We start from the raw sequence: 18,571 nt of genomic DNA, 5'->3' as shown, positions 1-18,571 counted from the left end.
GACGCGCTGCTGAGAAGGCCCGCGCCTCCGACGAGGTCACGGCCTACGACGGCTTGCTGCAAGCCCCGCCGTATCCCGAACTCGACCTGCTCGATCCGGACACCGCCACCATCGCCTCGGCTTCGCGCCTGGAGATGTTCGCGCGCACGCCCTACCTCTACTTCGTAAAGTACGTGCTGGAGGCCGAGCCGCTCGACGAACCCGCGCTCGACGACGAAGACTGGCTCGACGCCCTCACCCGAGGCACCATCTTGCATCGCACCTACGAGCTGTTCTTGAACCCGGAGGATGGCGGACTCGGGCGCATGCCCACGCTCGACGACGAACAGGTCTTGTGGGATGCGTTTGAGACGGCCTTCGAAGAAGCCACCCAGCAACGCGGTACGCCGCCGAACGACCAGGTAAAGGCCGCTGCTCGCGAGGCGCTTAAAACTGATGTGCGGGCCTTCCTCCGCGCCGACGCCGCACGCGGAGCCGATCAGCCCGACCTGACGCCCGAGCGCTTCGAGTGGAGCTTTGGGAATCGCCCGCGCGACGAGCACGACTCGGTCGAACTGGACACTGAGATGCGAAACGCAGCAAGCCTTTCCACACAAGACCAACTCAAACTGGCCAAATCCGGCATTGCGATTATCGGCGCCGGCGGCCTGGGCGGCCATATCGCGGCTGCCGCAGCCCGCACGGGCATCGGCAGAATCACCATTGCCGATCCGGACGCATTTGCCGAATCCAACCTCAACCGCCAGGCAATGTGTTTTTCCGAAACACTTGGCAGAAACAAGGCAGAGGCCGCAAAATCAATTCTGACCGCAATCAACCCGGCGGTTGAGGTGCGGGCTTTTACCGTGGCCATGGACCGGCAAAACGCAGGAGAAATTCTTGAGGGTGCGGATGCGGCAGCCGACGCCTTGGACAGCGTGGCTGCCCGGAGGACCCTTGCCGCCGCCTGCAGGCAGGCCGGCATCCCCCTGGTGCATGCCGCCATTGCCGGGTTTGAAGGCCAGATCATGACCGTGTTTCCCCGGGATCCGGGAATAGAAGCCCTTTACGGTAAACCGGATCAGCAAAGCCCTTCCGACCCGGCGCCCGAAGCCATGATGGGGGTCCCCGGGGTGACGCCGGCGCTCATGGCAACCCTTCAGGTCATGGAAATCATCAAGATTGTTCTGGGCCGGGGCCGGGTGCTGCGAAACCGGATGCTTTACGTGGATCTGGAAAATGCCGGGTTTCAGGAGTTTTCCTTTAACAGCGAACCAGACCCGTCCTGATTGTCAATCAATTGCCTGACCCGGTGCTCGATCTCATCTCTGACCTGTCGCATCACATCCATGGACTGCCCGGCCGGATCGGGCAGGTCCCAGTCCACGTGTGACACCCCGGGAATATAAGGGCACTGCTCGCCGCAGCCCATGGTCACGATCATGTCCGGCCGGATCCCGGAAAGGACATCGTCTATGGAGCGCGGGCTGAGATGGACCATGTCCAAACCCTTTTCCCCCATGGCTTCCTGCATCATGGGATTGACCGCCGGGGCCGGGGTGCTGCCGGCACTCAACGCATCAATGCGTCCGCCGGCCAGGTGCCGGGCAAACCCTGCTGCCATCTGGCTGCGGCAGGCATTTTCCCGGCAGGCAAACAGGATTTTTTTCCGGGCCAGAAGCGAATCCAGGTTTGCGGCGCAGGATTGGATGTCATCGGCCACCCCGGGATGATTGGTTAGATCGCCCGGGGCCTCGATTCTGCGGTACACAATGGAATCAGTGTAGTCCGCGCCAACAGCGTCAAAAAAATACCGGGCCGTGAGCTTCATGCCGTCAAACAGGTTTTTGCCCCTGGTGGCGCCCACGGAAAGAAGCAGACCCTTTCGCCAGGGCCGGCCCGGATCCTCCAGATCCAGGCGGTACTTTCGCGACCACAAAGCTTGGGTGCGGTCAATGACCGCCTTGATGTGCGCGGGAAAATTGTAGAAATAAACCGGACCGGCCAGGATCACCACATCGGCCCGGCGCAGCATGGAATAAATCCGGGCGGCCATGTCATCGTCTGCAAAAACGCAGATGCCTTTTTCCTCGCAGTATCCGCAGCCGATGCACGGCTCCACCCGCAGCCGGCGGACGTGGATCTTTTGGGTATCCGCACCCTTTTCTTTGAGGTCATCGAGCAGCCCGTCCAGCAGAAAATTTGTGTTGCCCTTTGCCCGGGGACTGCCCTGAAGGCCTAAAACGTACATCATTCCTCCTGTTGTGTCCGGGTGATGGCTGAGACCGCCCTTTGGGCGAGTTCTGCAACAGAAACCCGATAAAGCTGCCAGTTTTCAAAAAATTCGATCACAGCCCGGTCTGAAGTCAGCGCATGAACCCGGTCAAAATTTTCCGGGCTGCCAATATTGCCGGCCGCCCAGGCCCCGATGCCGCGATGATAAGCATCGTCCAAATCAAGAAATCCGGCGATATGCGGTGCTGCCCATGCGGCCATCTGCGGCCGGACCCGGGCAAGCTCCCCCAGGCCCCAGAGCAGTCCGCGCTGAAGACCCGGGTGTTCCAAAAAATTTTGTCCGGGATCAATGTAGGAGCACAAAACACTGGCATATTCAGCGGCCAGCAGGGAATTTCGGGCCATGGCCGCGCCCATGGCCTCGGGCGCGCCCCAGCCGATGCCCCCGGACTCGTCATTTAGCATCCACATGAACCGGCGCATGATCACCCGGGCCGACTCAGGCTCTGCTTCGGCCAGATCCGCGGTGACAATGCCGGCGGCCGCCACGGCACGCCAGCGGATCAAGGCATCTGCTTCATAAAAATGCGATATCAGGGCATTAATGGCCTGCCTGGGCCGATGGCCGCCAATGCGGGCCATGGCCTTGTCCTGCCCGGAATCGGCCAGCACCTGCCGGATTTCACGTTTCAGGGCTCTGGCGCCGCTCACGGCTAAAATACCAGAATTTCATAATCCTGATCCCGGAAACCGGCAAAGGAAGGATGCCCGGACATGTCATCGAGCAGTCCCAGGCCCTGTTTTTGCGCAGATGCCTGGGTGCCCATCTGCTTGGAACAGGCCCGGCACACCCCGGCCACCAGTTTTTGGTCTATAACCTTGCGCCACATTTCGTAAGTTGCTGTTTTTTCGTTTTCCAGGCCAGGCAGCAGCTTGGTGGCCTCGCCTTCCAGGACCACCTGGACATCATATCCACGCTCATGCATATCCAGGGTATTTAACAGCACATGGGTAAAACACATGGGATCATCATTAAATACAAACAATGCCACTTTTTTCATGATTCCTCTCCTGCAGGGGCCTGAGGGTTCCAGCGGATGCAGTCGGCCGGGCAGTGCTTGATGGCTTCATCCACGCAGCCCCGCGGATAAGCCCGCAGGGCAATCACCCGCACGTACCCGGCATCGGTCATTTCAAACACATCCGGGCAGAGATCCGCACACACGCCGCATTCAATGCAATCGGCCAGCTCAACGTCAGGCTCAGGGGGGTTTACGTTATTCATTGACGGCCTGTCCGATGCGGCGGCCAAAATCCACGCACTGTGCCACGGCATCGGCATCGGGCACGTACTGGATACGAAGGCCCTTGTCAATAATCTGCGCGCCCATGGCTTCGAGCTCTGCCTGGATGATTTTCACCGACTCGCCGCTCCAGCCGTAGGAGCCGAATGCCGCGCCCAGGCGGTTTTTGGGCTTCAATCCCTTTACATAGGTCAACACATCGGCCACGGTGGGAAAAATGTTGTTGTTTAACGTGGGCGAGCCGAACACAAAAGCCCGGGCATCGAGCAGCTCGGTCATGATCTCGCTTCTGTGGGAGCTTCGGATGTGGATGGGCTTGACCGCCACGCCAGCTTCGGCGATGCCGTCGGCAATGGCTTCGGCCATGACGCGGGTGCTTTTCCACATGGTGTCGTATACCACCACGGCCTTGTTTAGCGGCTCCTGCCGGCTCCAGGCAACATAGGCGTTGATGATTTTGGCCGGATCCGTTCGCCAGATAATCCCGTGGTCCGGACAAATCATGCGGATATCCAGACCCATTTGGGTTACCTGCTCCACCAGCTTTAAGATTTTGGGTGCATACAACAGCAGGATATTGGCAAAATATTTCTTTGCATGGGGCATGACAGCATTGCCGATCACGTCATCAAACATTTCATAGCCGGCATAGTGCTGGCCGAATGCATCGCTGGAAAAAAGAATCCCGTTGGTCTTGTCAAAGGTAAACATGCTGTCTGGCCAGTGCAGCATGCGGGTTTCGAGAAACACCAGATTCCGGCTGCCAACGGAAATCTCCTCGCCGTTTTCCACTGCCCGGTAGTTGAGGTTCTGGGAAAAATGCTGAGACAGGTTCTTTTTTCCCATCTTGGAGCACAGTACCGGCTTGTCTTCGCCGATATAGTGCATGACCCGCGGCAGTCCCCCGGAATGATCCATCTCGGTATGATTGCTGATCACCATGTCAATTTTTTTCGGGTCCACCACTTGGGCGATATTGGCCAGCAGCTGGTCGGCAAATTCCTTTTTGACAGTGTCAATGAGCACGATTTTTTCATCCACAATCAGAAAGGCATTGTAACTGGTGCCCTTTTCCGTGGAATATCCGTGAAAATCCCGAATGTTCCAGTCATGTACGCCGACATGATAAACGCCTTTTGCGATCTCCACCGGTTTCATACCCTGCGTCCTCTCTATTGCCTGTTTTTTGAAATTTTTTGTCTTGATTGTGTTATGGGTTTCAAACCTGTAAAGATTGACAATCCGCCAAGCTTGAAAAAAAGCAAACCGGTTTCAGGAACTTTTCCCGGGCGGGAGTGCAAAAATGCCTAAAACCGGTTTTACGGTTCTATGCCTGTTTTTCAAAATCAGCCTTGGGCGCACCGCAGACAGGGCATTCCCAGTCGTCGGGGAGATCCTCAAAACTGGTGCCTGCTGCAACGCCGTTGTCCGGATCACCCTGGGCCGGGTCATACACATATCCGCAAATGGTGCATACATACTTGTCCATGTCTTTGTCCTCCTGTTTTTTCAGCTAAAAATCATTCCAGTTTGGCCGCAACCTGGCGGCCGTAATCCTGTGCCATCTTGATGCCGCCGCCAAGGCTGCTCCTTTTGAGCATCAGCGGGCCGTCGACCATGTTCATGTGAAACCGATATTGCGGGTTTCGCCCGCTCGCGTGGCGTATACCACCAGCGCCTTTGCCATATTTTCTGCCCTTGTGACAGATTACTATCGTTTGGACCCGATCCGGTCGTCACGGCCCGAGTCCGCGCAATCCGGAGTGTAGCAGGAATTGTCCACGAATTCGCATTTTTCCTTGCATGACGGACACTGTTTCGGCGGCGCGTCAGCCTCAAATGTATATCCGCAGTTGCTGCATTTCCAGCTGGCCATAGTGTCACCTCCTTTGCATGCTCCCGGTTGAAGGGCTCTGATCCGGTGCCGGCGGGGAAACTATTTTTTAAGCTTGGTCAGTTCCCCGCTCAGCAGGCGGATATGCCCCATTTCTTCCTTGATGATATTTTCAAGCCGGTTTTTTCCGTATTTTTCCGGCACCAGTTCCCTCATGCCCAGATAAAGCACGATGGAATCTTTTTCCGCCTGGATGGCGGCCATTAAAATTTTTTCCATGGAAGATGTGTCAATGGGTTTTTCAAAAAACACGCGGATGTCTGCCAGGGCCTTGAGATAATTTTCCGCGTCTCCCTCTGGGTCAAATACGGTCTGGGTTTTTTCCTTTTCTTTTAACTCAGCGCGCATCTGCCCGAAAATCCGCTTGTGATCTGCTTCCATGTCCGCCAAATTGTTGAGCATTTCCTTGTTTTTGGGGTCATCCACGTCTTGTGCAGCTTTGCGGTAAAACTGCTCACCGTTGACCTCGATATCCTCGGCCAGCTTAAAAACATCATCAGCGCTGAAATCAAATGCAGCCATCACTTCCTCCGTTGTCTTAAAGTTAACAAACCACAACTTTTCATAAAATAATGCCTATAATTTTTTTTGCCAATCCCATGCCGGCTGATTGCTGCAGATGCCGGCCAAAAATCCGAAGGCGGTTACCGCCAGTTGCCTTTCTGCATATGGGAAGCCTTTTCGGCTTCAGCCCGTTTGCCGATTTTGTAGCCCGCATCCCGGATCATTCCGTAAAGAACGCCGCAGCCCGCATCCTCCCGCTCGGCATCGCCATCATCGGCAAGCTCGAGCATGGCTTTGACAAGTTCCATTGTTCTTTTAATATTTTCGTTGGCCGGTTTCAATACCTGAAATCCATCATTTCTGTGAATGCTGGCATTTACTTTTATGCTGACAGGGTTTGCAGCTGCTTTTGATTTTCCGCTGAATCCTATGCTAACGCTACTACAACTTTCATGCCAAAACGCTGCTGCGCCGGCCGGAGATTTTGGGCAGAAAGCTGTTTTCGCGCAAAAAAACAAACTCTCAATATAAATCAAATTTTACATAAAAACAAAGTGTTATTTTTATCATAGGGATTGCGGCAGGATATCATCAGGCCATGCAGACATGGGCGACAATGCATGGATTTTATTTTCTTTCTCTCGGTTTTGGTGTATCAGGGCAGTATCATGGTACAAAATTGTTTCATTCAATGGCCGGAACTCATTGCAGGCACACTGATCCGCCGATACAAGCGTTTTATTGCAGACATCCGGCTGGAAACCGGCGAGGCGGTCACGGCCCACTGTCCCAATTCCGGGAGCATGGCCGGATGCAGCCAACCCGGAAGGCCCGTTTACATCTCTGTTTCCCACAATCCCCGGCGCAAGCTCAAATACACCTGGGAACTCATTGAAATGCCCGGCTCCCTGGTGGGCACAAACACCCTGGTGCCCAACCGGCTGGTGCGCAGATGTGCGGAATCCGGCGTGATCCCGGAACTGTCGGGATATGATTCCATCCGGGCCGAAGTGCGGGCCGGGGATCACACCCGGTTTGACCTGATGCTGGAAAGCCGCAACTCCGGAAAATGCTGGGTGGAGATCAAAAACTGCACCCTGGTTGAAAACCAGACCGGGTATTTCCCGGACGCGCAAACCCAGCGCGGCCGAAATCATCTAAAGGAGCTGCAGCGCCAAGCCGCAAAAGGCCACAGGTGTGTGATGTTTTTCCTGGTACAGCGCATGGATGCCGTCAAATTTATGCCGGCAGATCACGTTGATCCCGCATACGGAGAGGAATTGCGAAGGGCTGTAAAAAACGGGGTGGAAATCCTGGTCTATGACGTGCACATGGACCTGGCCGGCATTGGGCTCAGAAATCGCCTGCCTTACTCGTTTTCCGGGACCGCCTCCGGATAATCCCGGATAAACCGGTACAATGTGGCCCGTCCCACTTCCAGCTGCTTTGCCGCCTTGACCTTGTTTCCCCCGGTTTTTTCCAGGGCCGCGCGCACGGAGTCCACATCGAGTTTTTTGTCCGGCCCCCGGCGCTTTTCAGACGATTTTGCACTGCGAAGCTCCATTGGCAGGTTGGACGGCCGGATCACGCTGCCGCCGCACTTGACAATGGCAAACTGAAGCACATTCTGCAGTTGCCGGACATTGCCGGGCCAATCATAATCGAGCATAATGCCCAAAGCTTCTTCGGAAACCACCTTTGGGGGCTCATCCCCGTGCTCCCGGGCAGCGTTGCGCAGGAAATGCTCAATGAGAAGCGGGATGTCATTTCTCCGCTCCCGCAGGAGGGGCAAATGAACCGGGATCACATTTAACCGGTAATACAAATCCTCCCGGAACGCCCCTGCCTGGATCTGTTTTTTCAGATCCTTGTTTGTAGCGCTGATGATGCGCACATCCACGCCCACGGTCTTTTCGCCGCCCACCTTTTCAAATTTTCCGGTCTGCAGAAACCGCAGCAGCTTGACCTGCATGGCATTGGAAAGCTCGGCGATCTCGTCGAGAAACACGGTCCCGTTGTGAGCCAGCTCAAAACGGCCCTTTTTGTCCCGTATGGCCCCGGAAAAAGCACCCTTGACATGGCCGAACAGCTCGCTTTCTATGAGGCCTTCGGGCAGGGCCCCGCAATTGATGGGGACAAAGGGCGCCCCGGCCCGGCGGCTTTCCTGATGAATGGCCTCTGCCACCAGTTCCTTTCCCGTGCCGGTTTCCCCGTAGATGTGCACCGGGTAATCATAGCCGGCCAGATCCCGAATCTGCTGAAAAATCTGGAGCATCTTGTAATCCCGGCCGATAATGCTGCCGAATCCCGACAATTCCCCGGCCTTGAACCGAAGCTTGAGCAGTTCGGTCATGTCCCTCACAGAGGCCAGCACGCCCACTATAATACCGGAATCATCCCGGATCGGGGAAACCGACATTTCCGCCTTGCGGCTCTGGCCGTCTTTTGTCAGGATCGTGACCGGATATTCCATGTATTCGGGCAGATCCTGATGATTTTCCTGCTGGTTTTCATCAAAAAGGCACTTCTGGCCGCAAAACGGCTGGCCAAACGCCTCGTGGCAGTCTTTGCCCAGCACCTCGTCGCGGCTGTATCCGGTGAGCCGTTCTGCCTCCTCGTTGAAAAAAAAGATCCTGCGGTTCAGGTCATGGGCGATAATGCCTTCCTTTAAATGATCCAGTATCCGTATGAGATTCTGTTTTTCCGAAAGCAGCCGGGTGAGTGTGTCTTCAGACATAGTTGTTTTAAACCGTTTGATTCGCCTGGATCCATTTGTTTGCCGGCTGCAGCTGCGGCCGGCCGCAAAAATAAAAATCCCCTGCCCGGCACAAAGGCCGGAACAGGGGAAAAAGCATAGCACGTTACCGGTTCAAGTCAAGCAAATGTCTTATTTTGCGGCAATTTTGAAATTAAAACGCAAAAGCCAGCTGAGCGGTCACGGCATCGTTTTCATCATCGTTTTCATATTCCTCATGGAAATATTCCAGGGCAACGGATGTATGATCAAACACGTCCATGCTCACCGCACAGATGTAGCGGTCTTCTGCCAGAAACCCGCCTGCATCGTCTGTTCCCTGCCAGCCGACAGCCAGGGTGGTGTCTTTTTCCGCAAGGGTAAAACCATAGCCCAGCTCCAGGTTCCATGCGGAAATCTCTTCCATTTCCATTATGTTGCCATTATCCGTATACTCGGTGTCATCTAAGGCGGTCATGTACTCGCCGATAAGGGTCACCGGCCCTGTGGAAAAAATGGCATGGGCTGTGACCCCGCCCACATAATCATCTACTTCATCAATGCCTTCATCGGATAAAAAGTCTGAATCAAGGATATTGTTGATATACCCCACACCCGTATCCAGGCTGAAGTTTTGCGTCTCCATCCGGTATCCGGCACTGGCACCGAAATTGTCCACGTGGCTGTCATCCTCGAACTTATCCACATCCCCATTGAACGCATAAGCAGAGGCATAAAAACCTTTTTGCTCCAGTCCGGCCACCGCAGCCGATTCCCGGGTCTCGCCCAGCTCCAGGGTCAGGGGATCAGAGACCATGTGGGTTTCAAAATTGCCAAACGGCACATAGAGCTTGCCTGCAGAAAAATAAACCGGCCAGTTCGGAGACGGTGTCAGGGTAATATAGCCTTCATCCAGGTCCACGGGCTCGGTGTCGTCTTCTTCCCACAAAAACACAACATGGCCGCTGACATAATCGTTGAACTCTGCGTCAATGCCCAGCTCGACCGTTGCCAGGTTCAGATCGCTGGAATCTTCACCTGTGCCGTCCCGGTTGTCCCGATCTTCATACACCCCTTCGACCTCCAGCAGGCCGCTGATGGAAATCCGATCCGTCCACTGACCGGAAAAATCCCTTATTCCCACTTTTTGTTCAAGTTCGTTAATTTTCCGGGTTAACTCATAATTGGACAGCTCCTTGGCAAATACCGGCGAGCCCGAGACTATCACGCACATGCAAACACTGAGTATCACTGCAACAATCTGTTTCATTTTTTCCTTTTCCGTTTCTTTTTTTATTTTAAATTTCAAATAGTGAATGCCTTTTCGGAGTTATTGGCATTTTTCCTGCTCTTCTTTGTTTTTTGCCAACGGGCAACCCTGGCAAGATCCACACCCGCACCCCGAGCCACTCGCTTTGAATGCGCGGAAAATGTACCGGCACAGGTACCAGACAGCCGCGCACCCGATGATCACAAGCAGCACGGTTTCCATGAACGAATTTCCTTTATTTCATATCCCGGGCCTGGACCCAGATCACGGCATCCTGGGAAAGCTCTTTGCCGTTGTGCTCGGTGGCCGGTCCCGCGCCCAGGGCGCAGAAACCCCACCACCCGGCCCTGGGGATGCCAAAGGCAAATTCACCGTTGACATTGGCCTTAATGGTCATGGTGACAAATGAATCCTGAGGGGCCCGGACTTTCGCCTTTCTGGCAAAGGCGTTTTTTTTCATATCCGGCTCATGATTGAGATATTCCACCTCGATTTCCGCATGGGGAACCGGTTTGCCCTCTCTTTTGACAACACCCCGGAATACATTTCCGGTCCAGAGCGCATAAGGCTTGTCCAGGGGCACGATTTCAGCCGGCAGCCCGACTTCCGCATCCCAATCCGTCGGAAACCCGGCCGTATTGACCATCATTTTGGTGATCTGCTGAATATAGACATCCTCTTCTTCTTCATAATAAGGGGCCGGCACCAGGCAAAACACATTGTCACCCATGCCCCTCAGCCGGCAGGTGCTTTCATAGGCTGCACCGCTGTTTTCCAGCCCCGTCCACTCAATGGGTTTTAATTTGTCTTTCAAATCCTTTTTTCTTTGTTTGCGCACCACAAAGAATTGCTCGGGTTCTTCCATATCCATGGTGTGCCCGGCATCAAAAGGATGTGTGAACACCAGTTTCAGATCAATGGCCTGCCCGTTTTCCAAAGCGGTTTCCGGGGTATAAATCATCTGGAAATGTGCCATTGCAGGGGCTGCCATAAGCACTGCGGTGGCTGCAGCCATCACTATCCATTTTTTCATTCCTGCATCTCCCTTTTTCTGTTGACTTTCAAAGTTTTTTCGGAATCATTGCCGTTGGTTTGCTAATCAATTTTCTCGCCCGGAATTTTGACCTCATGTCCCTTTCCGGCATCAAAGATGACTTTGTAGGGCACATCCGGCTTCTCAAACTCAAATTCGCTGAAATCATCCATTTTGCCTTTTTCCAGTACTTTTCCGTCTTCTCCGACCACGCGCACTTCCACACCCGCAGCAGACGAGCCGTCAGAAAATCCGCCTTCACAAACCACCTTGTCATCACCAATTTCATAGCAGGAGCACACGGGAGTATGGGCCAGGGCCGGTCCCGATGCCGCCAGAATCAGAATAAATCCCATAACTGCTGTCCATCTTGTCTTTCGCATACAACAAACCTCCTTTAAGTTAAGTCAATTAAACCTGATGAGGGCCTAAAAAGCGCTCAAACCATCTCATCAGCCCATTTAAAAATAACATTCTAATTTTAAGAAAAATTTAGATCTTCCACAGAAATCTGTTACAGCGCTAGGCAACACTGAAATCCGGCCGGTTTCGGACCAGCCCCATGACGACCGTCAATGTCAGGGCAAAACCGTAGAAAAGCCACATGGCTTGAAAACCGCTTAGCCCCAGGGCGCTGCCCCCGGAAAAAACCGCCGCGGCAACGCCAAGCGCCAGGATCATGGAATATCCAATGGAAAACAGCATCCACCGGGTTCCCCCTGCCTGAATCTTTACTGCAATGGCCGCGGCCAGGCACGGCGGATAAAGCACCATGAAAAGCATCAGGGCAAGACCATGCAGCGGGGTGAATCCCGTCTCTTTTGACGCCATGCGTTTTTCCAGGGATTCTCCGCGCTCATCTGATTCATACAGGGCTCCCAGGGTGGCAACGCTGCTTTCTTTGGCTGCCAGCGCGCTTAGCAGCGCCACGTTGACCCGCCAGTTAAACCCTGCATACCGGGTAACAGGCTCCAGGCTCTTTCCGGCCCGTCCCAAAAAACTGTTATGGATCTGCTCATTTTTCATATCCATGAGCAGTTGCTTGCGGCTCCGCTCCAGGCTGCGGGCGGCCCGGTAGGCAATCATGCCGTCTTTTCCCTGGCGTGTGACAATTTTATAAAAATCCGGATTTTTTCCCCTGAATCTTTCATTGACGGCTTTGGCTGCATCGCCTCCGCCTGCCCCAAGGCGCGCATTTTTGTAACCGCTCCAGTACCGGATAAAATCCATGATGTTGTCCGAATCAATGGCGGCGGCATAATCCGTATCTTCAATATCCTGGATAAAAGACGAAACCGCTTTTTGCTTTTCTTCCTGGTAATGGGCCATGCGCTCCTCGCCGATGCCGGGAAACCGCATCAGGATAAACACCACCACAGCCACGGCCGCCACAATCGTCGTAATTTTGCGCACAAACAGCCAGACCCGTTCCACGGCCCGGGTCAGAACCCCGCGCACAGTGGGCACATGGTAAGGGGGCATTTCCATGACAAACGGTGAAGTGGGCCTTTTTTTCAACACCGTCAGGGTCAGGATTTTTGAAATCGGCAGCACCAAAAGCAAACTGATCGTGGAAATAAAAAACATAGCCCAGGCTTTGTGAGACGCGAAATAGATATTAATCAACAGCACATAAAGGGGCACCTTGGCCAGGCAATTGAGCAGGGGAATCACCAGGATGGTGGCCAGGCGCGAGCGTTCATCCGGTATTGCTTTACACGCCATAACTCCGGGCACGGCACATCCGCCCACATAGATACCGCCGAGCACCATGGGCAGGGTGGACTGGCCGTGCAGGCCGTAACGGGAAAAAAGCCGGTCCATGATAAAGGCCATGCGGGGCATGTAACCGGAATCTTCCAGTATGGCGATCAAGGCAAACAGAATAAAAAATATGGGAATGTAATTGAGCAGGGCATTAATGCTGTCGACAAACCACAGGCCAAAGGCGCGCATTACTGGAATTTCAATAAATCCGGCCCCGGGCAGGAGGACTTCAACCCAGCTGCGGATCTGTGCCAGAATGGGCCAGGTATAATTGGTGACATTGTATCCCTGGACAATGGATAAATAATAAAGCAGCCAGATCACTGCCACCAGGACCACCGGACCCATCAGCCGGTGGCAGGCCACTTTGTCGATCCGATCCGACCAGGAAAGCTGCCGGGCTTGCCCCGGTGACATGCAGGATCTGACGATCCGATCCGCCTCCTGATAGCGGCGGTTGGCAATATGGATTTCCGGCATCTCATCAAACCGGGACTCGAAGTCCGCACGCAGCCGTTCAATATCTGCGGTAAAATCCTCAGGACTCGGATGGGCCGAGGCAACCAGTCGAATCACTTCGCTGTCGCCTTCCATGAGCTTGACGGCCAGCCAGCGAAGGGGATAAGCTGCCGGCAATTGCGGGGTCTCGGCCAGAACACGGCTTTCAATGTCACGCAAAAACGACTCCATCTCCCCGTAGTCCAGACCGATGCCGCCTGAGGCACCACTGGTATCCGCCAGTGCTGAAATGGTGTCGAGCAGTTCCTTTTTCCCGCGGCCCGTTTTCATATTCGTGGCCACCACGGAAATGCCCAAAAGTCCGGAAAGCTTTTGCGTGTCAATGGAAATGCCGCGTTTTTCCGCCAGATCGATCATGTTCAGGGCCAGGACCACCGGCGCCTGCATTTCCAATAACTGAAATGTCAAAAACAGGCAGCGCTTGAGATTGGATGCATCCATCACATTGATCACCACGGACGGATCTTCCCGGAGGATAAAATCCCGGGCCACTTGTTCCTCTGGAGAATAGGAAGTCAGGCTGTAGGTCCCCGGAAGATCAACGACTTCCACATTTTCCCCGTTGCTGGCATACCAGCCGATCTTTTTTTCCACGGTCACTCCGGGATAGTTGGCCACATGCTGCCGGGCTCCGGTTAAAGCATTAAATAGTGTGGATTTGCCGGAGTTGGGCTGCCCGGCCAGCCCGATTTTCATTTTTTGCGGCCTCATTTGCATGCAATCTCCACTGCCCTGGCTTCTTCATGCCGAAGACTGATATAATATCCGTCCAGTTCCACTTCCATGGGATCTTCAAGGGGAGCATTCCGGATCACCCGGATCCGCAGGCCGGGGTAAACCCCCATGTCCATAAGCCTGCGCCCCAGTCTGTCCCGGCTGCACAATTTTTGAACATAGCCTTCATCCCCGGGCTTTAATTGATCCAATGTCATTTTCCGGTCCTTTCCAAAAATTGCCGTAACCTGCCCGGAAATCTTCCCCGGCTTGAGGACTGACTTCGGGATAGACAATTATTGATTAATTAGAGTTGTCATTAATTGTTTTATATTTCTAACTCAATGCACCAAAAAATAACCGCCTCTGGCCCATGCCAGAAAATGCAGCGGATATCAGCTTGGCCGGCTTATTTTTCCGGTGGTGCGTCTTTCACAGAACCGACCCGGCTTTTTAGTTCACAGGCAAAGTCACTGCTTCTGGCCCGGCATTTTTCCGGCTGATAGCCGCAAAGCCGGTATTCTTCAAAATGCTGAAGCCAGTTTTCCCCTGCCCGGGGACACTGCTGAATAAAGGCCATAAAATCCGTAAAACTTTCAAGCGTCGCAGTGCTGAGCGCATGTTCCATCTTGCAGGCTTCCTCGTCGGCCATCTGCGGCTCAACCTGCAAAATATCGGTTAAAAACTGATATAAAATCCCATGCCGGCGCCGCATTTCCTTTCCCACAGCCAGGCCGTTGGAGGTCAGTTCAACATATTCATACTTTTCATAATGAACCAGGCCCCGTTTGCTCAATGTTTTGAGCATACTGGTAACAGTGGGCATCTTTACGTCCAGCCGACTGGCAATATCTTTGACCCGGACCACTTTTTTCTCGGCGCCCAAATCGAAAATGGCTTCCAGATAATCTTCCATCACCGGCGTCAAAGGCTTATCCTTTGTATCCGGTTTTTGGGGCTCGTTCATTTGAAAGCTCTCATTAAATTTTACTTACCTAACTTTTATTGAAAACTTAATAATCTGTCTTGAAAAATCTGTCAAGATTTTTTTACCGATTTTTTTTACCGGGCTGGATTTGTGTATCCAGCCCGGCTGGTTTATTGCAGATCGCTATGTTTTCATGATGTTGTCCTTTAGCTGGGCGATCTGGATGCCCAGGCCGATGCACTGTTTGCCGAGCATGCAGGTCTCTGCGTCCTCGGGTTCGAGAAAGGTTTTGAGCTCGTGCCGGTCCTTTTTCAAATCCACGACCCAGGCCTTGTTTTCCTGGTCATAATCCACTGTTACATCAATGCCGCATTCGCCGATATCCGGGTAAATCTCTTTAATTTTTTCGCAAAGCGCTTCCTTGTCAGCCATATAGCCTCTCCTTTGGGTCTGGTGGGTTAAAATGCATTCGCAATGGTTTCCCTATAAAACTATTTCCACTCCAGGAGACTGTCAAACCGGAAGCTTGACTTAAGTCAATGCAGGCCCGAAACAAATGCCATATAAAGGAGACAAACAATTTACGCGATCCCAATGGATGCTTAATTTGAGATCAGAACCGAACCAGGCCCTGCATATGAATCCAGGGCCGGTAAAAAGGAGGAACCTTAAATGAAATGCCCAGGACAGGACAGCAGATATTGGAAACCGGGCGCCATTTTTGAAACCGAGTGCCCGGAATGCAAAAAGCCGGTGGAGTTTTTCAAGGATGATACCATGCGCAAATGCGGTCACTGCGGCCACCGGTTTGTTAATCCGAACATGGACTTCGGGTGCGCGGCCTATTGCAAGTTCGCAGACCAGTGCCTCGGCGAGTTGCCCCCGGAACTACTGGCCCAGCGCCAGGAGCTGATGAAGGACCGGATTGCCGTGGAAATGAAAAAATATTTCAAGCAGGATTTCAAGCGCATCGGACATGCCACCCGGGTGGCCCGGCATGCCGAAGCCATCGCCGGCCAGGAGGGCGGGGACATGGCGGTGATTCTGGCAGCCGCATACCTGCATGATATCGGCATTCCAGAAGCGGAAAAAAAGCACGGCAGCAGCGCTGCCCGCTATCAGGAGGAAGAAGGCCCTCGGGTTGCCAGGCAGATCATGGAGGATGTGGGCGCGGCAGATGCCATGATCGACGAGGTCTGCGAAATCATCGGCCACCACCACCATCCACGGGAAAACGAGACCTTGAACTTCAAGATCCTGTATGATGCGGACCTGATCGCCAACCTGGAGGATTCGGCAAAAAACAAAGAACCGGACAAAGCCCATATTGAGAAGGTGATCAGCCGGCAGTTTTTTACAGAATCCGGCCAAAAGCGGGCAAAAGAGATTTTTTTACAATAAATTCAAATTACCAAACCATCAAAGCCTATTCATCGGAGTAAATAATGAAAACCCTGCGAAAAATTATAGAAATCGACGAGGATCTCTGCGACGGCTGCGGCCAGTGTGTTGTTGCCTGTGCCGAAGGCGCCATTGCAATCATCGACGGCAAGGCCAAGGTCATTTCCGACAACCTGTGCGACGGCCTTGGGGCCTGCATGGGTGAATGCCCCACCGGCGCGCTGAAAATCGTGGAGCGCGAAGCCGAGGAATTCGACGAAGAAGCCGTGGAAAAACACCTGGAAAATCTTCAGCAATCCCGGTCTGAAACAAACGAAACCCAGCCGGAAATGGCCTGCGGATGCCCGTCCCAGCAGGTACGAATTTTTGAAAATACCGCCCAGGGCGCTCAAGGAGATCAAAGCCCGGATTCCGCCCTTGATCACTGGCCGGTGCAGATCCGCCTGGTGCCCGCAAATGCAAAATTTTTAAAAGGCGCTGACCTGCTGGTGCTGGCCGACTGCGTGGCTGTGGCATACCCGGATCTGCACAGGCAGCTGCTCCAGGGAAAAGCAGTGATGATGGGATGCCCCAAGTTTGACGACATTGACGGCTATGCGGAAAAATTCGCAGAGGTGTTCAAACAGGCCGGCATCCGGTCGGTGACCACCGTAACCATGGAAGTGCCGTGCTGCAGCGGCCTACCCCAGGTGGTCAAAAAGGGCATGGCGGACGCAGGCGCGCAGGTGCCCCACAAGCAAATCGTGATCAGCACAAAAGGAAAAATCCTGAAGGAAACCGCGGCATAATCCGTTAACCGGCGGTGCGGCTACTGCCGTACCGCCGGATTCACCGACAGGACCGGACACGGCGCCCGGCGAACCACCCGGTCGGTGGTGGAGCCCACCAAAAGATGTTCCACCATGCCGTGACCGCGCACGCCCAGGGCGATCATGTCCATGTCATAAAGATCCGCATACCGCACCAGTTCGGCATAGGGTTTTCCCACCAGAACGCTGGTTTTGATTTGCTCGCACCAGTTCTCAGCATCGGCCGGCACCATGGCTGAAAGCTTCTGCTTGATGGCCTCATGGAGATCTGCAGGTAGCGGCTCACCGGCCTGGGCCGGAAACGTTAAATGCTCCTTGTATTGCGTGGGCTCCACCACGTGAACAAGGTGCAGTGCCGAGGCAAACTCCTGGGCAATATTGATGCTGCATTCCACGGCCGCATTTGAGTCCTCGGAAAAATCGCAGCCCACCAGGATGCGTTTGAACGGAATGGTCTGACGGTGGGGCTTTTCCAGTTCCTCGATGGTGCGCAGCACCAGGATGGGGCAGCTCAGCATGCGCATGAGACGGGCGGTTACAGAGCCGAGAAACAGCCGCTTGATCCCGGAGCGGCCGTGGGTGGCGGCAATGACCAGATCAACATCATAATCCGCGGCCATGGAGGCGATCTCCTCTGTGGCATGCCCGATGGTGATCAGCGGCGTTGCTTCCACGGGAGCCTGGTTTAGCTGGTTTTCAATCTCCCGGCGGGCAAACTCCATAAACCGCTGCTGCTGGGTGATGGGATCGAAAACCGCCTCTCCGTACACCGATATTGTGGGCAGATCAATGACGTGGGCCACATAGAGTTCCGCGTTTAATTCCGCTGCCAGCTCAATGCCGTAGGGAACCACCATCCGGGAAACATCTGAGAAATCCGTGGCACAAAGGATGCGATGGATCTTTGTCTTCATGGCCGGCCCTCCCTGGGGTTGGAGGTAAAAAAGATATGGATTTTCAGGCTTAATTTAACAGTAACACTTCCGGCTGTACCCGGCAACCCGTATCCGCACCCGCAAGCAACTGCCGGCAAATTTGCCGGGCCGGCTATTTTTCCCCCGTGATATGCGGCTTGATATCCAGAATCGGAGTCTGATCAAGCATGTCGATGTTTTCCACCTCCAGGATGTTTTCCCGGATATGTGTCACGCGCAGCACAGATAAGCCGATGGGATTGGGCCGCCGGGGAGAGCAGATGGAAAACACCCCAAAGGGCCGATCCCTGTGCGGTGGCTTCTGCACCAGCAGATCCGGGGTAAAGTCCGGGCTTTTGTGAAAGCCAAACAATACAACGATCTGCTCGCCAACAGCCACGTCCTGCAGGCCCTTTTGAAACTCCGGGTTGATCTCGATTCTGCCCTTTGCCTTGGAAACGGTCCAGTGCCGCGGTATATCGGTTTCATCCGTGTAAAATGTGCCAATCGGCGTTATCTCGATTTTCATCTGCCACCTCGTATGCTTTCTGGATTTTCCTTTTGGT

Annotated in this window: 23 protein-coding genes; 4 read left to right on the top strand and 19 right to left on the bottom strand. The window is 53.9% G+C overall.

Annotated elements, in window-relative coordinates; genetic code table 11:
• Nucleotides 1-53: 53 nt before the first annotated feature.
• Nucleotides 54-1,268 carry a ThiF family adenylyltransferase gene (locus R6U41_RS00625; protein ID WP_410267903.1) on the top strand — a complete coding sequence of 405 codons (1,215 nt, stop codon included), beginning with the start codon at nt 54-56 and terminating at the stop codon, nt 1,266-1,268.
• Here R6U41_RS00625 and R6U41_RS00620 read toward each other — a convergent pair.
• The 9 genes from R6U41_RS00620 to R6U41_RS00580 all read right to left on the bottom strand — a co-directional run bounded on the left by R6U41_RS00620 (nt 1,229) and on the right by R6U41_RS00580 (nt 6,224).
• Nucleotides 1,229-2,233, bottom strand: a complete 1,005-nt coding sequence (locus R6U41_RS00620; RefSeq protein ID WP_410267902.1) for an NAD(P)H-dependent oxidoreductase — start codon at nt 2,231-2,233, stop codon at nt 1,229-1,231. The genes R6U41_RS00625 and R6U41_RS00620 overlap by 40 nt on opposite strands.
• On the bottom strand, nt 2,230-2,925 hold the full coding sequence (locus R6U41_RS00615; RefSeq protein WP_410267901.1) for a DVU0298 family protein: 696 nt from the start codon (nt 2,923-2,925) through the stop codon (nt 2,230-2,232). The genes R6U41_RS00620 and R6U41_RS00615 overlap by 4 nt, the downstream gene beginning before the upstream one ends.
• A 2-nt stretch (nt 2,926-2,927) precedes the next feature.
• Nucleotides 2,928-3,275, bottom strand: coding sequence for a cytoplasmic protein (locus R6U41_RS00610; protein WP_410267900.1), 348 nt, complete (start codon nt 3,273-3,275; stop codon nt 2,928-2,930).
• Nucleotides 3,272-3,499 carry a ferredoxin gene (locus R6U41_RS00605; RefSeq protein ID WP_410267899.1) on the bottom strand — a complete coding sequence of 76 codons (228 nt, stop codon included), beginning with the start codon at nt 3,497-3,499 and terminating at the stop codon, nt 3,272-3,274. Before R6U41_RS00605 ends, R6U41_RS00610 begins: the two co-directional genes overlap by 4 nt.
• A complete protein-coding gene (locus tag R6U41_RS00600; protein WP_410267898.1) occupies nt 3,492-4,676 on the bottom strand; it encodes an FprA family A-type flavoprotein in 1,185 nt (394 codons plus the stop codon). Before R6U41_RS00600 ends, R6U41_RS00605 begins: the two co-directional genes overlap by 8 nt.
• A 169-nt stretch (nt 4,677-4,845) precedes the next feature.
• Nucleotides 4,846-5,007, bottom strand: a complete 162-nt coding sequence (gene rd / locus R6U41_RS00595) for a rubredoxin (protein WP_410267897.1) — start codon at nt 5,005-5,007, stop codon at nt 4,846-4,848.
• Nucleotides 5,008-5,229: 222 nt separating this feature from the next.
• On the bottom strand, nt 5,230-5,394 hold the full coding sequence (locus R6U41_RS00590) for a rubredoxin-like domain-containing protein (protein WP_410267896.1): 165 nt from the start codon (nt 5,392-5,394) through the stop codon (nt 5,230-5,232).
• Between the two features lie 60 nt (nt 5,395-5,454).
• Nucleotides 5,455-5,934: a ferritin family protein gene (locus R6U41_RS00585; RefSeq protein WP_410267895.1), complete on the bottom strand. Its 480-nt coding sequence runs from the start codon at nt 5,932-5,934 to the stop codon at nt 5,455-5,457.
• Between the two features lie 122 nt (nt 5,935-6,056).
• The gene (locus tag R6U41_RS00580; protein WP_410267894.1) at nt 6,057-6,224 is read right to left on the bottom strand and encodes a hypothetical protein; all 168 of its coding nucleotides are present in this window, start codon (nt 6,222-6,224) and stop codon (nt 6,057-6,059) included.
• 312 nt (nt 6,225-6,536) lie between these two features.
• Between R6U41_RS00580 and sfsA the strand changes: the two genes are divergently transcribed.
• Nucleotides 6,537-7,316, top strand: coding sequence for a DNA/RNA nuclease SfsA (gene sfsA / locus R6U41_RS00575; protein WP_410267893.1), 780 nt, complete (start codon nt 6,537-6,539; stop codon nt 7,314-7,316).
• On the opposite strand, the gene R6U41_RS00570 is transcribed toward sfsA, so the two are convergent.
• The 8 genes from R6U41_RS00570 to R6U41_RS00535 all read right to left on the bottom strand — a co-directional run bounded on the left by R6U41_RS00570 (nt 7,286) and on the right by R6U41_RS00535 (nt 15,313).
• Entirely contained in the window at nt 7,286-8,653 is a 1,368-nt protein-coding gene (locus tag R6U41_RS00570; protein ID WP_410267892.1) for a sigma-54 interaction domain-containing protein, read from the bottom strand. The genes sfsA and R6U41_RS00570 overlap by 31 nt on opposite strands.
• 172 nt (nt 8,654-8,825) lie before the next feature.
• The gene (locus R6U41_RS00565) at nt 8,826-9,920 is read right to left on the bottom strand and encodes an LbtU family siderophore porin (RefSeq protein ID WP_410267891.1); all 1,095 of its coding nucleotides are present in this window, start codon (nt 9,918-9,920) and stop codon (nt 8,826-8,828) included.
• Nucleotides 9,921-10,155: 235 nt separating this feature from the next.
• Nucleotides 10,156-10,953 carry a DUF4198 domain-containing protein gene (locus tag R6U41_RS00560; protein WP_410267890.1) on the bottom strand — a complete coding sequence of 266 codons (798 nt, stop codon included), beginning with the start codon at nt 10,951-10,953 and terminating at the stop codon, nt 10,156-10,158.
• Nucleotides 10,954-11,015: 62 nt separating this feature from the next.
• Nucleotides 11,016-11,336 carry a hypothetical protein gene (locus tag R6U41_RS00555; RefSeq protein WP_410267889.1) on the bottom strand — a complete coding sequence of 107 codons (321 nt, stop codon included), beginning with the start codon at nt 11,334-11,336 and terminating at the stop codon, nt 11,016-11,018.
• A gap of 139 nt (nt 11,337-11,475) precedes the next feature.
• On the bottom strand, nt 11,476-13,950 hold the full coding sequence (feoB, locus tag R6U41_RS00550; protein WP_410267888.1) for a ferrous iron transport protein B: 2,475 nt from the start codon (nt 13,948-13,950) through the stop codon (nt 11,476-11,478).
• Nucleotides 13,947-14,171, bottom strand: a complete 225-nt coding sequence (locus tag R6U41_RS00545) for a ferrous iron transport protein A (protein ID WP_410267887.1) — start codon at nt 14,169-14,171, stop codon at nt 13,947-13,949. The genes feoB and R6U41_RS00545 overlap by 4 nt, the downstream gene beginning before the upstream one ends.
• A 191-nt stretch (nt 14,172-14,362) precedes the next feature.
• Entirely contained in the window at nt 14,363-14,920 is a 558-nt protein-coding gene (locus R6U41_RS00540) for a metal-dependent transcriptional regulator (protein WP_410267886.1), read from the bottom strand.
• A 144-nt stretch (nt 14,921-15,064) separates the two neighbouring features.
• Complete coding sequence (locus tag R6U41_RS00535) at nt 15,065-15,313, bottom strand: hypothetical protein (protein WP_410267885.1); 249 nt, start codon at nt 15,311-15,313, stop codon at nt 15,065-15,067.
• Nucleotides 15,314-15,553: 240 nt separating this feature from the next.
• On the opposite strand from R6U41_RS00535, the gene R6U41_RS00530 reads away from it, so the two are divergent.
• Both R6U41_RS00530 and R6U41_RS00525 read left to right on the top strand, forming a co-directional pair.
• Complete coding sequence (locus tag R6U41_RS00530) at nt 15,554-16,282, top strand: HD domain-containing protein (protein ID WP_410267884.1); 729 nt, start codon at nt 15,554-15,556, stop codon at nt 16,280-16,282.
• Nucleotides 16,283-16,326: 44 nt separating this feature from the next.
• Nucleotides 16,327-17,070, top strand: coding sequence for an ATP-binding protein (locus R6U41_RS00525; protein WP_410267883.1), 744 nt, complete (start codon nt 16,327-16,329; stop codon nt 17,068-17,070).
• A gap of 20 nt (nt 17,071-17,090) precedes the next feature.
• Here the strand turns inward: R6U41_RS00525 and R6U41_RS00520 are convergent, their stop codons facing one another.
• Nucleotides 17,091-18,005 (bottom strand): universal stress protein, encoded by a 915-nt coding sequence (locus R6U41_RS00520; protein ID WP_410267882.1) that lies wholly within the window; start codon nt 18,003-18,005, stop codon nt 17,091-17,093.
• A 133-nt stretch (nt 18,006-18,138) separates the two neighbouring features.
• Complete coding sequence (tsaA, locus tag R6U41_RS00515) at nt 18,139-18,534, bottom strand: tRNA (N6-threonylcarbamoyladenosine(37)-N6)-methyltransferase TrmO (RefSeq protein WP_410267881.1); 396 nt, start codon at nt 18,532-18,534, stop codon at nt 18,139-18,141.
• Nucleotides 18,535-18,571: the final 37 nt, after the last annotated feature.

The sequence above is a fragment of the Desulfosalsimonas sp. genome, assembly GCF_046483245.1.
GTDB lineage: Bacteria > Desulfobacterota > Desulfobacteria > Desulfobacterales > Desulfosalsimonadaceae > Desulfosalsimonas.
Note: the sequence above shows the minus strand (reverse complement) of the source record. Positions and strands in the feature narration are given on the sequence as shown.

Excerpts from the sequence above, each read along its gene's own strand:
- R6U41_RS00620 (WP_410267902.1), bottom strand. The coding sequence starts at position 2,233 with ATGATGTACGTTTTAGGCCTTCAGGGCAGTCCCCGGGCAAAGGGCAAC.
- R6U41_RS00610 (WP_410267900.1), bottom strand. The coding sequence starts at position 3,275 with ATGAAAAAAGTGGCATTGTTTGTATTTAATGATGATCCCATGTGTTTT.
- R6U41_RS00605 (WP_410267899.1), bottom strand. The coding sequence starts at position 3,499 with ATGAATAACGTAAACCCCCCTGAGCCTGACGTTGAGCTGGCCGATTGC.
- R6U41_RS00600 (WP_410267898.1), bottom strand. The coding sequence starts at position 4,676 with ATGAAACCGGTGGAGATCGCAAAAGGCGTTTATCATGTCGGCGTACAT.
- rd (WP_410267897.1), bottom strand. The coding sequence starts at position 5,007 with ATGGACAAGTATGTATGCACCATTTGCGGATATGTGTATGACCCGGCC.
- R6U41_RS00590 (WP_410267896.1), bottom strand. The coding sequence starts at position 5,394 with ATGGCCAGCTGGAAATGCAGCAACTGCGGATATACATTTGAGGCTGAC.
- R6U41_RS00585 (WP_410267895.1), bottom strand. The coding sequence starts at position 5,934 with ATGGCTGCATTTGATTTCAGCGCTGATGATGTTTTTAAGCTGGCCGAG.
- R6U41_RS00580 (WP_410267894.1), bottom strand. The coding sequence starts at position 6,224 with ATGGAACTTGTCAAAGCCATGCTCGAGCTTGCCGATGATGGCGATGCC.
- sfsA (WP_410267893.1), top strand. The coding sequence starts at position 6,537 with ATGGATTTTATTTTCTTTCTCTCGGTTTTGGTGTATCAGGGCAGTATC.
- R6U41_RS00570 (WP_410267892.1), bottom strand. The coding sequence starts at position 8,653 with ATGTCTGAAGACACACTCACCCGGCTGCTTTCGGAAAAACAGAATCTC.
- R6U41_RS00565 (WP_410267891.1), bottom strand. The coding sequence starts at position 9,920 with ATGAAACAGATTGTTGCAGTGATACTCAGTGTTTGCATGTGCGTGATA.
- R6U41_RS00560 (WP_410267890.1), bottom strand. The coding sequence starts at position 10,953 with ATGAAAAAATGGATAGTGATGGCTGCAGCCACCGCAGTGCTTATGGCA.
- R6U41_RS00555 (WP_410267889.1), bottom strand. The coding sequence starts at position 11,336 with ATGCGAAAGACAAGATGGACAGCAGTTATGGGATTTATTCTGATTCTG.
- feoB (WP_410267888.1), bottom strand. The coding sequence starts at position 13,950 with ATGAGGCCGCAAAAAATGAAAATCGGGCTGGCCGGGCAGCCCAACTCC.
- R6U41_RS00545 (WP_410267887.1), bottom strand. The coding sequence starts at position 14,171 with ATGACATTGGATCAATTAAAGCCCGGGGATGAAGGCTATGTTCAAAAA.
- R6U41_RS00540 (WP_410267886.1), bottom strand. The coding sequence starts at position 14,920 with ATGAACGAGCCCCAAAAACCGGATACAAAGGATAAGCCTTTGACGCCG.
- R6U41_RS00535 (WP_410267885.1), bottom strand. The coding sequence starts at position 15,313 with ATGGCTGACAAGGAAGCGCTTTGCGAAAAAATTAAAGAGATTTACCCG.
- R6U41_RS00530 (WP_410267884.1), top strand. The coding sequence starts at position 15,554 with ATGAAATGCCCAGGACAGGACAGCAGATATTGGAAACCGGGCGCCATT.
- R6U41_RS00525 (WP_410267883.1), top strand. The coding sequence starts at position 16,327 with ATGAAAACCCTGCGAAAAATTATAGAAATCGACGAGGATCTCTGCGAC.
- R6U41_RS00520 (WP_410267882.1), bottom strand. The coding sequence starts at position 18,005 with ATGAAGACAAAGATCCATCGCATCCTTTGTGCCACGGATTTCTCAGAT.
- tsaA (WP_410267881.1), bottom strand. The coding sequence starts at position 18,534 with ATGAAAATCGAGATAACGCCGATTGGCACATTTTACACGGATGAAACC.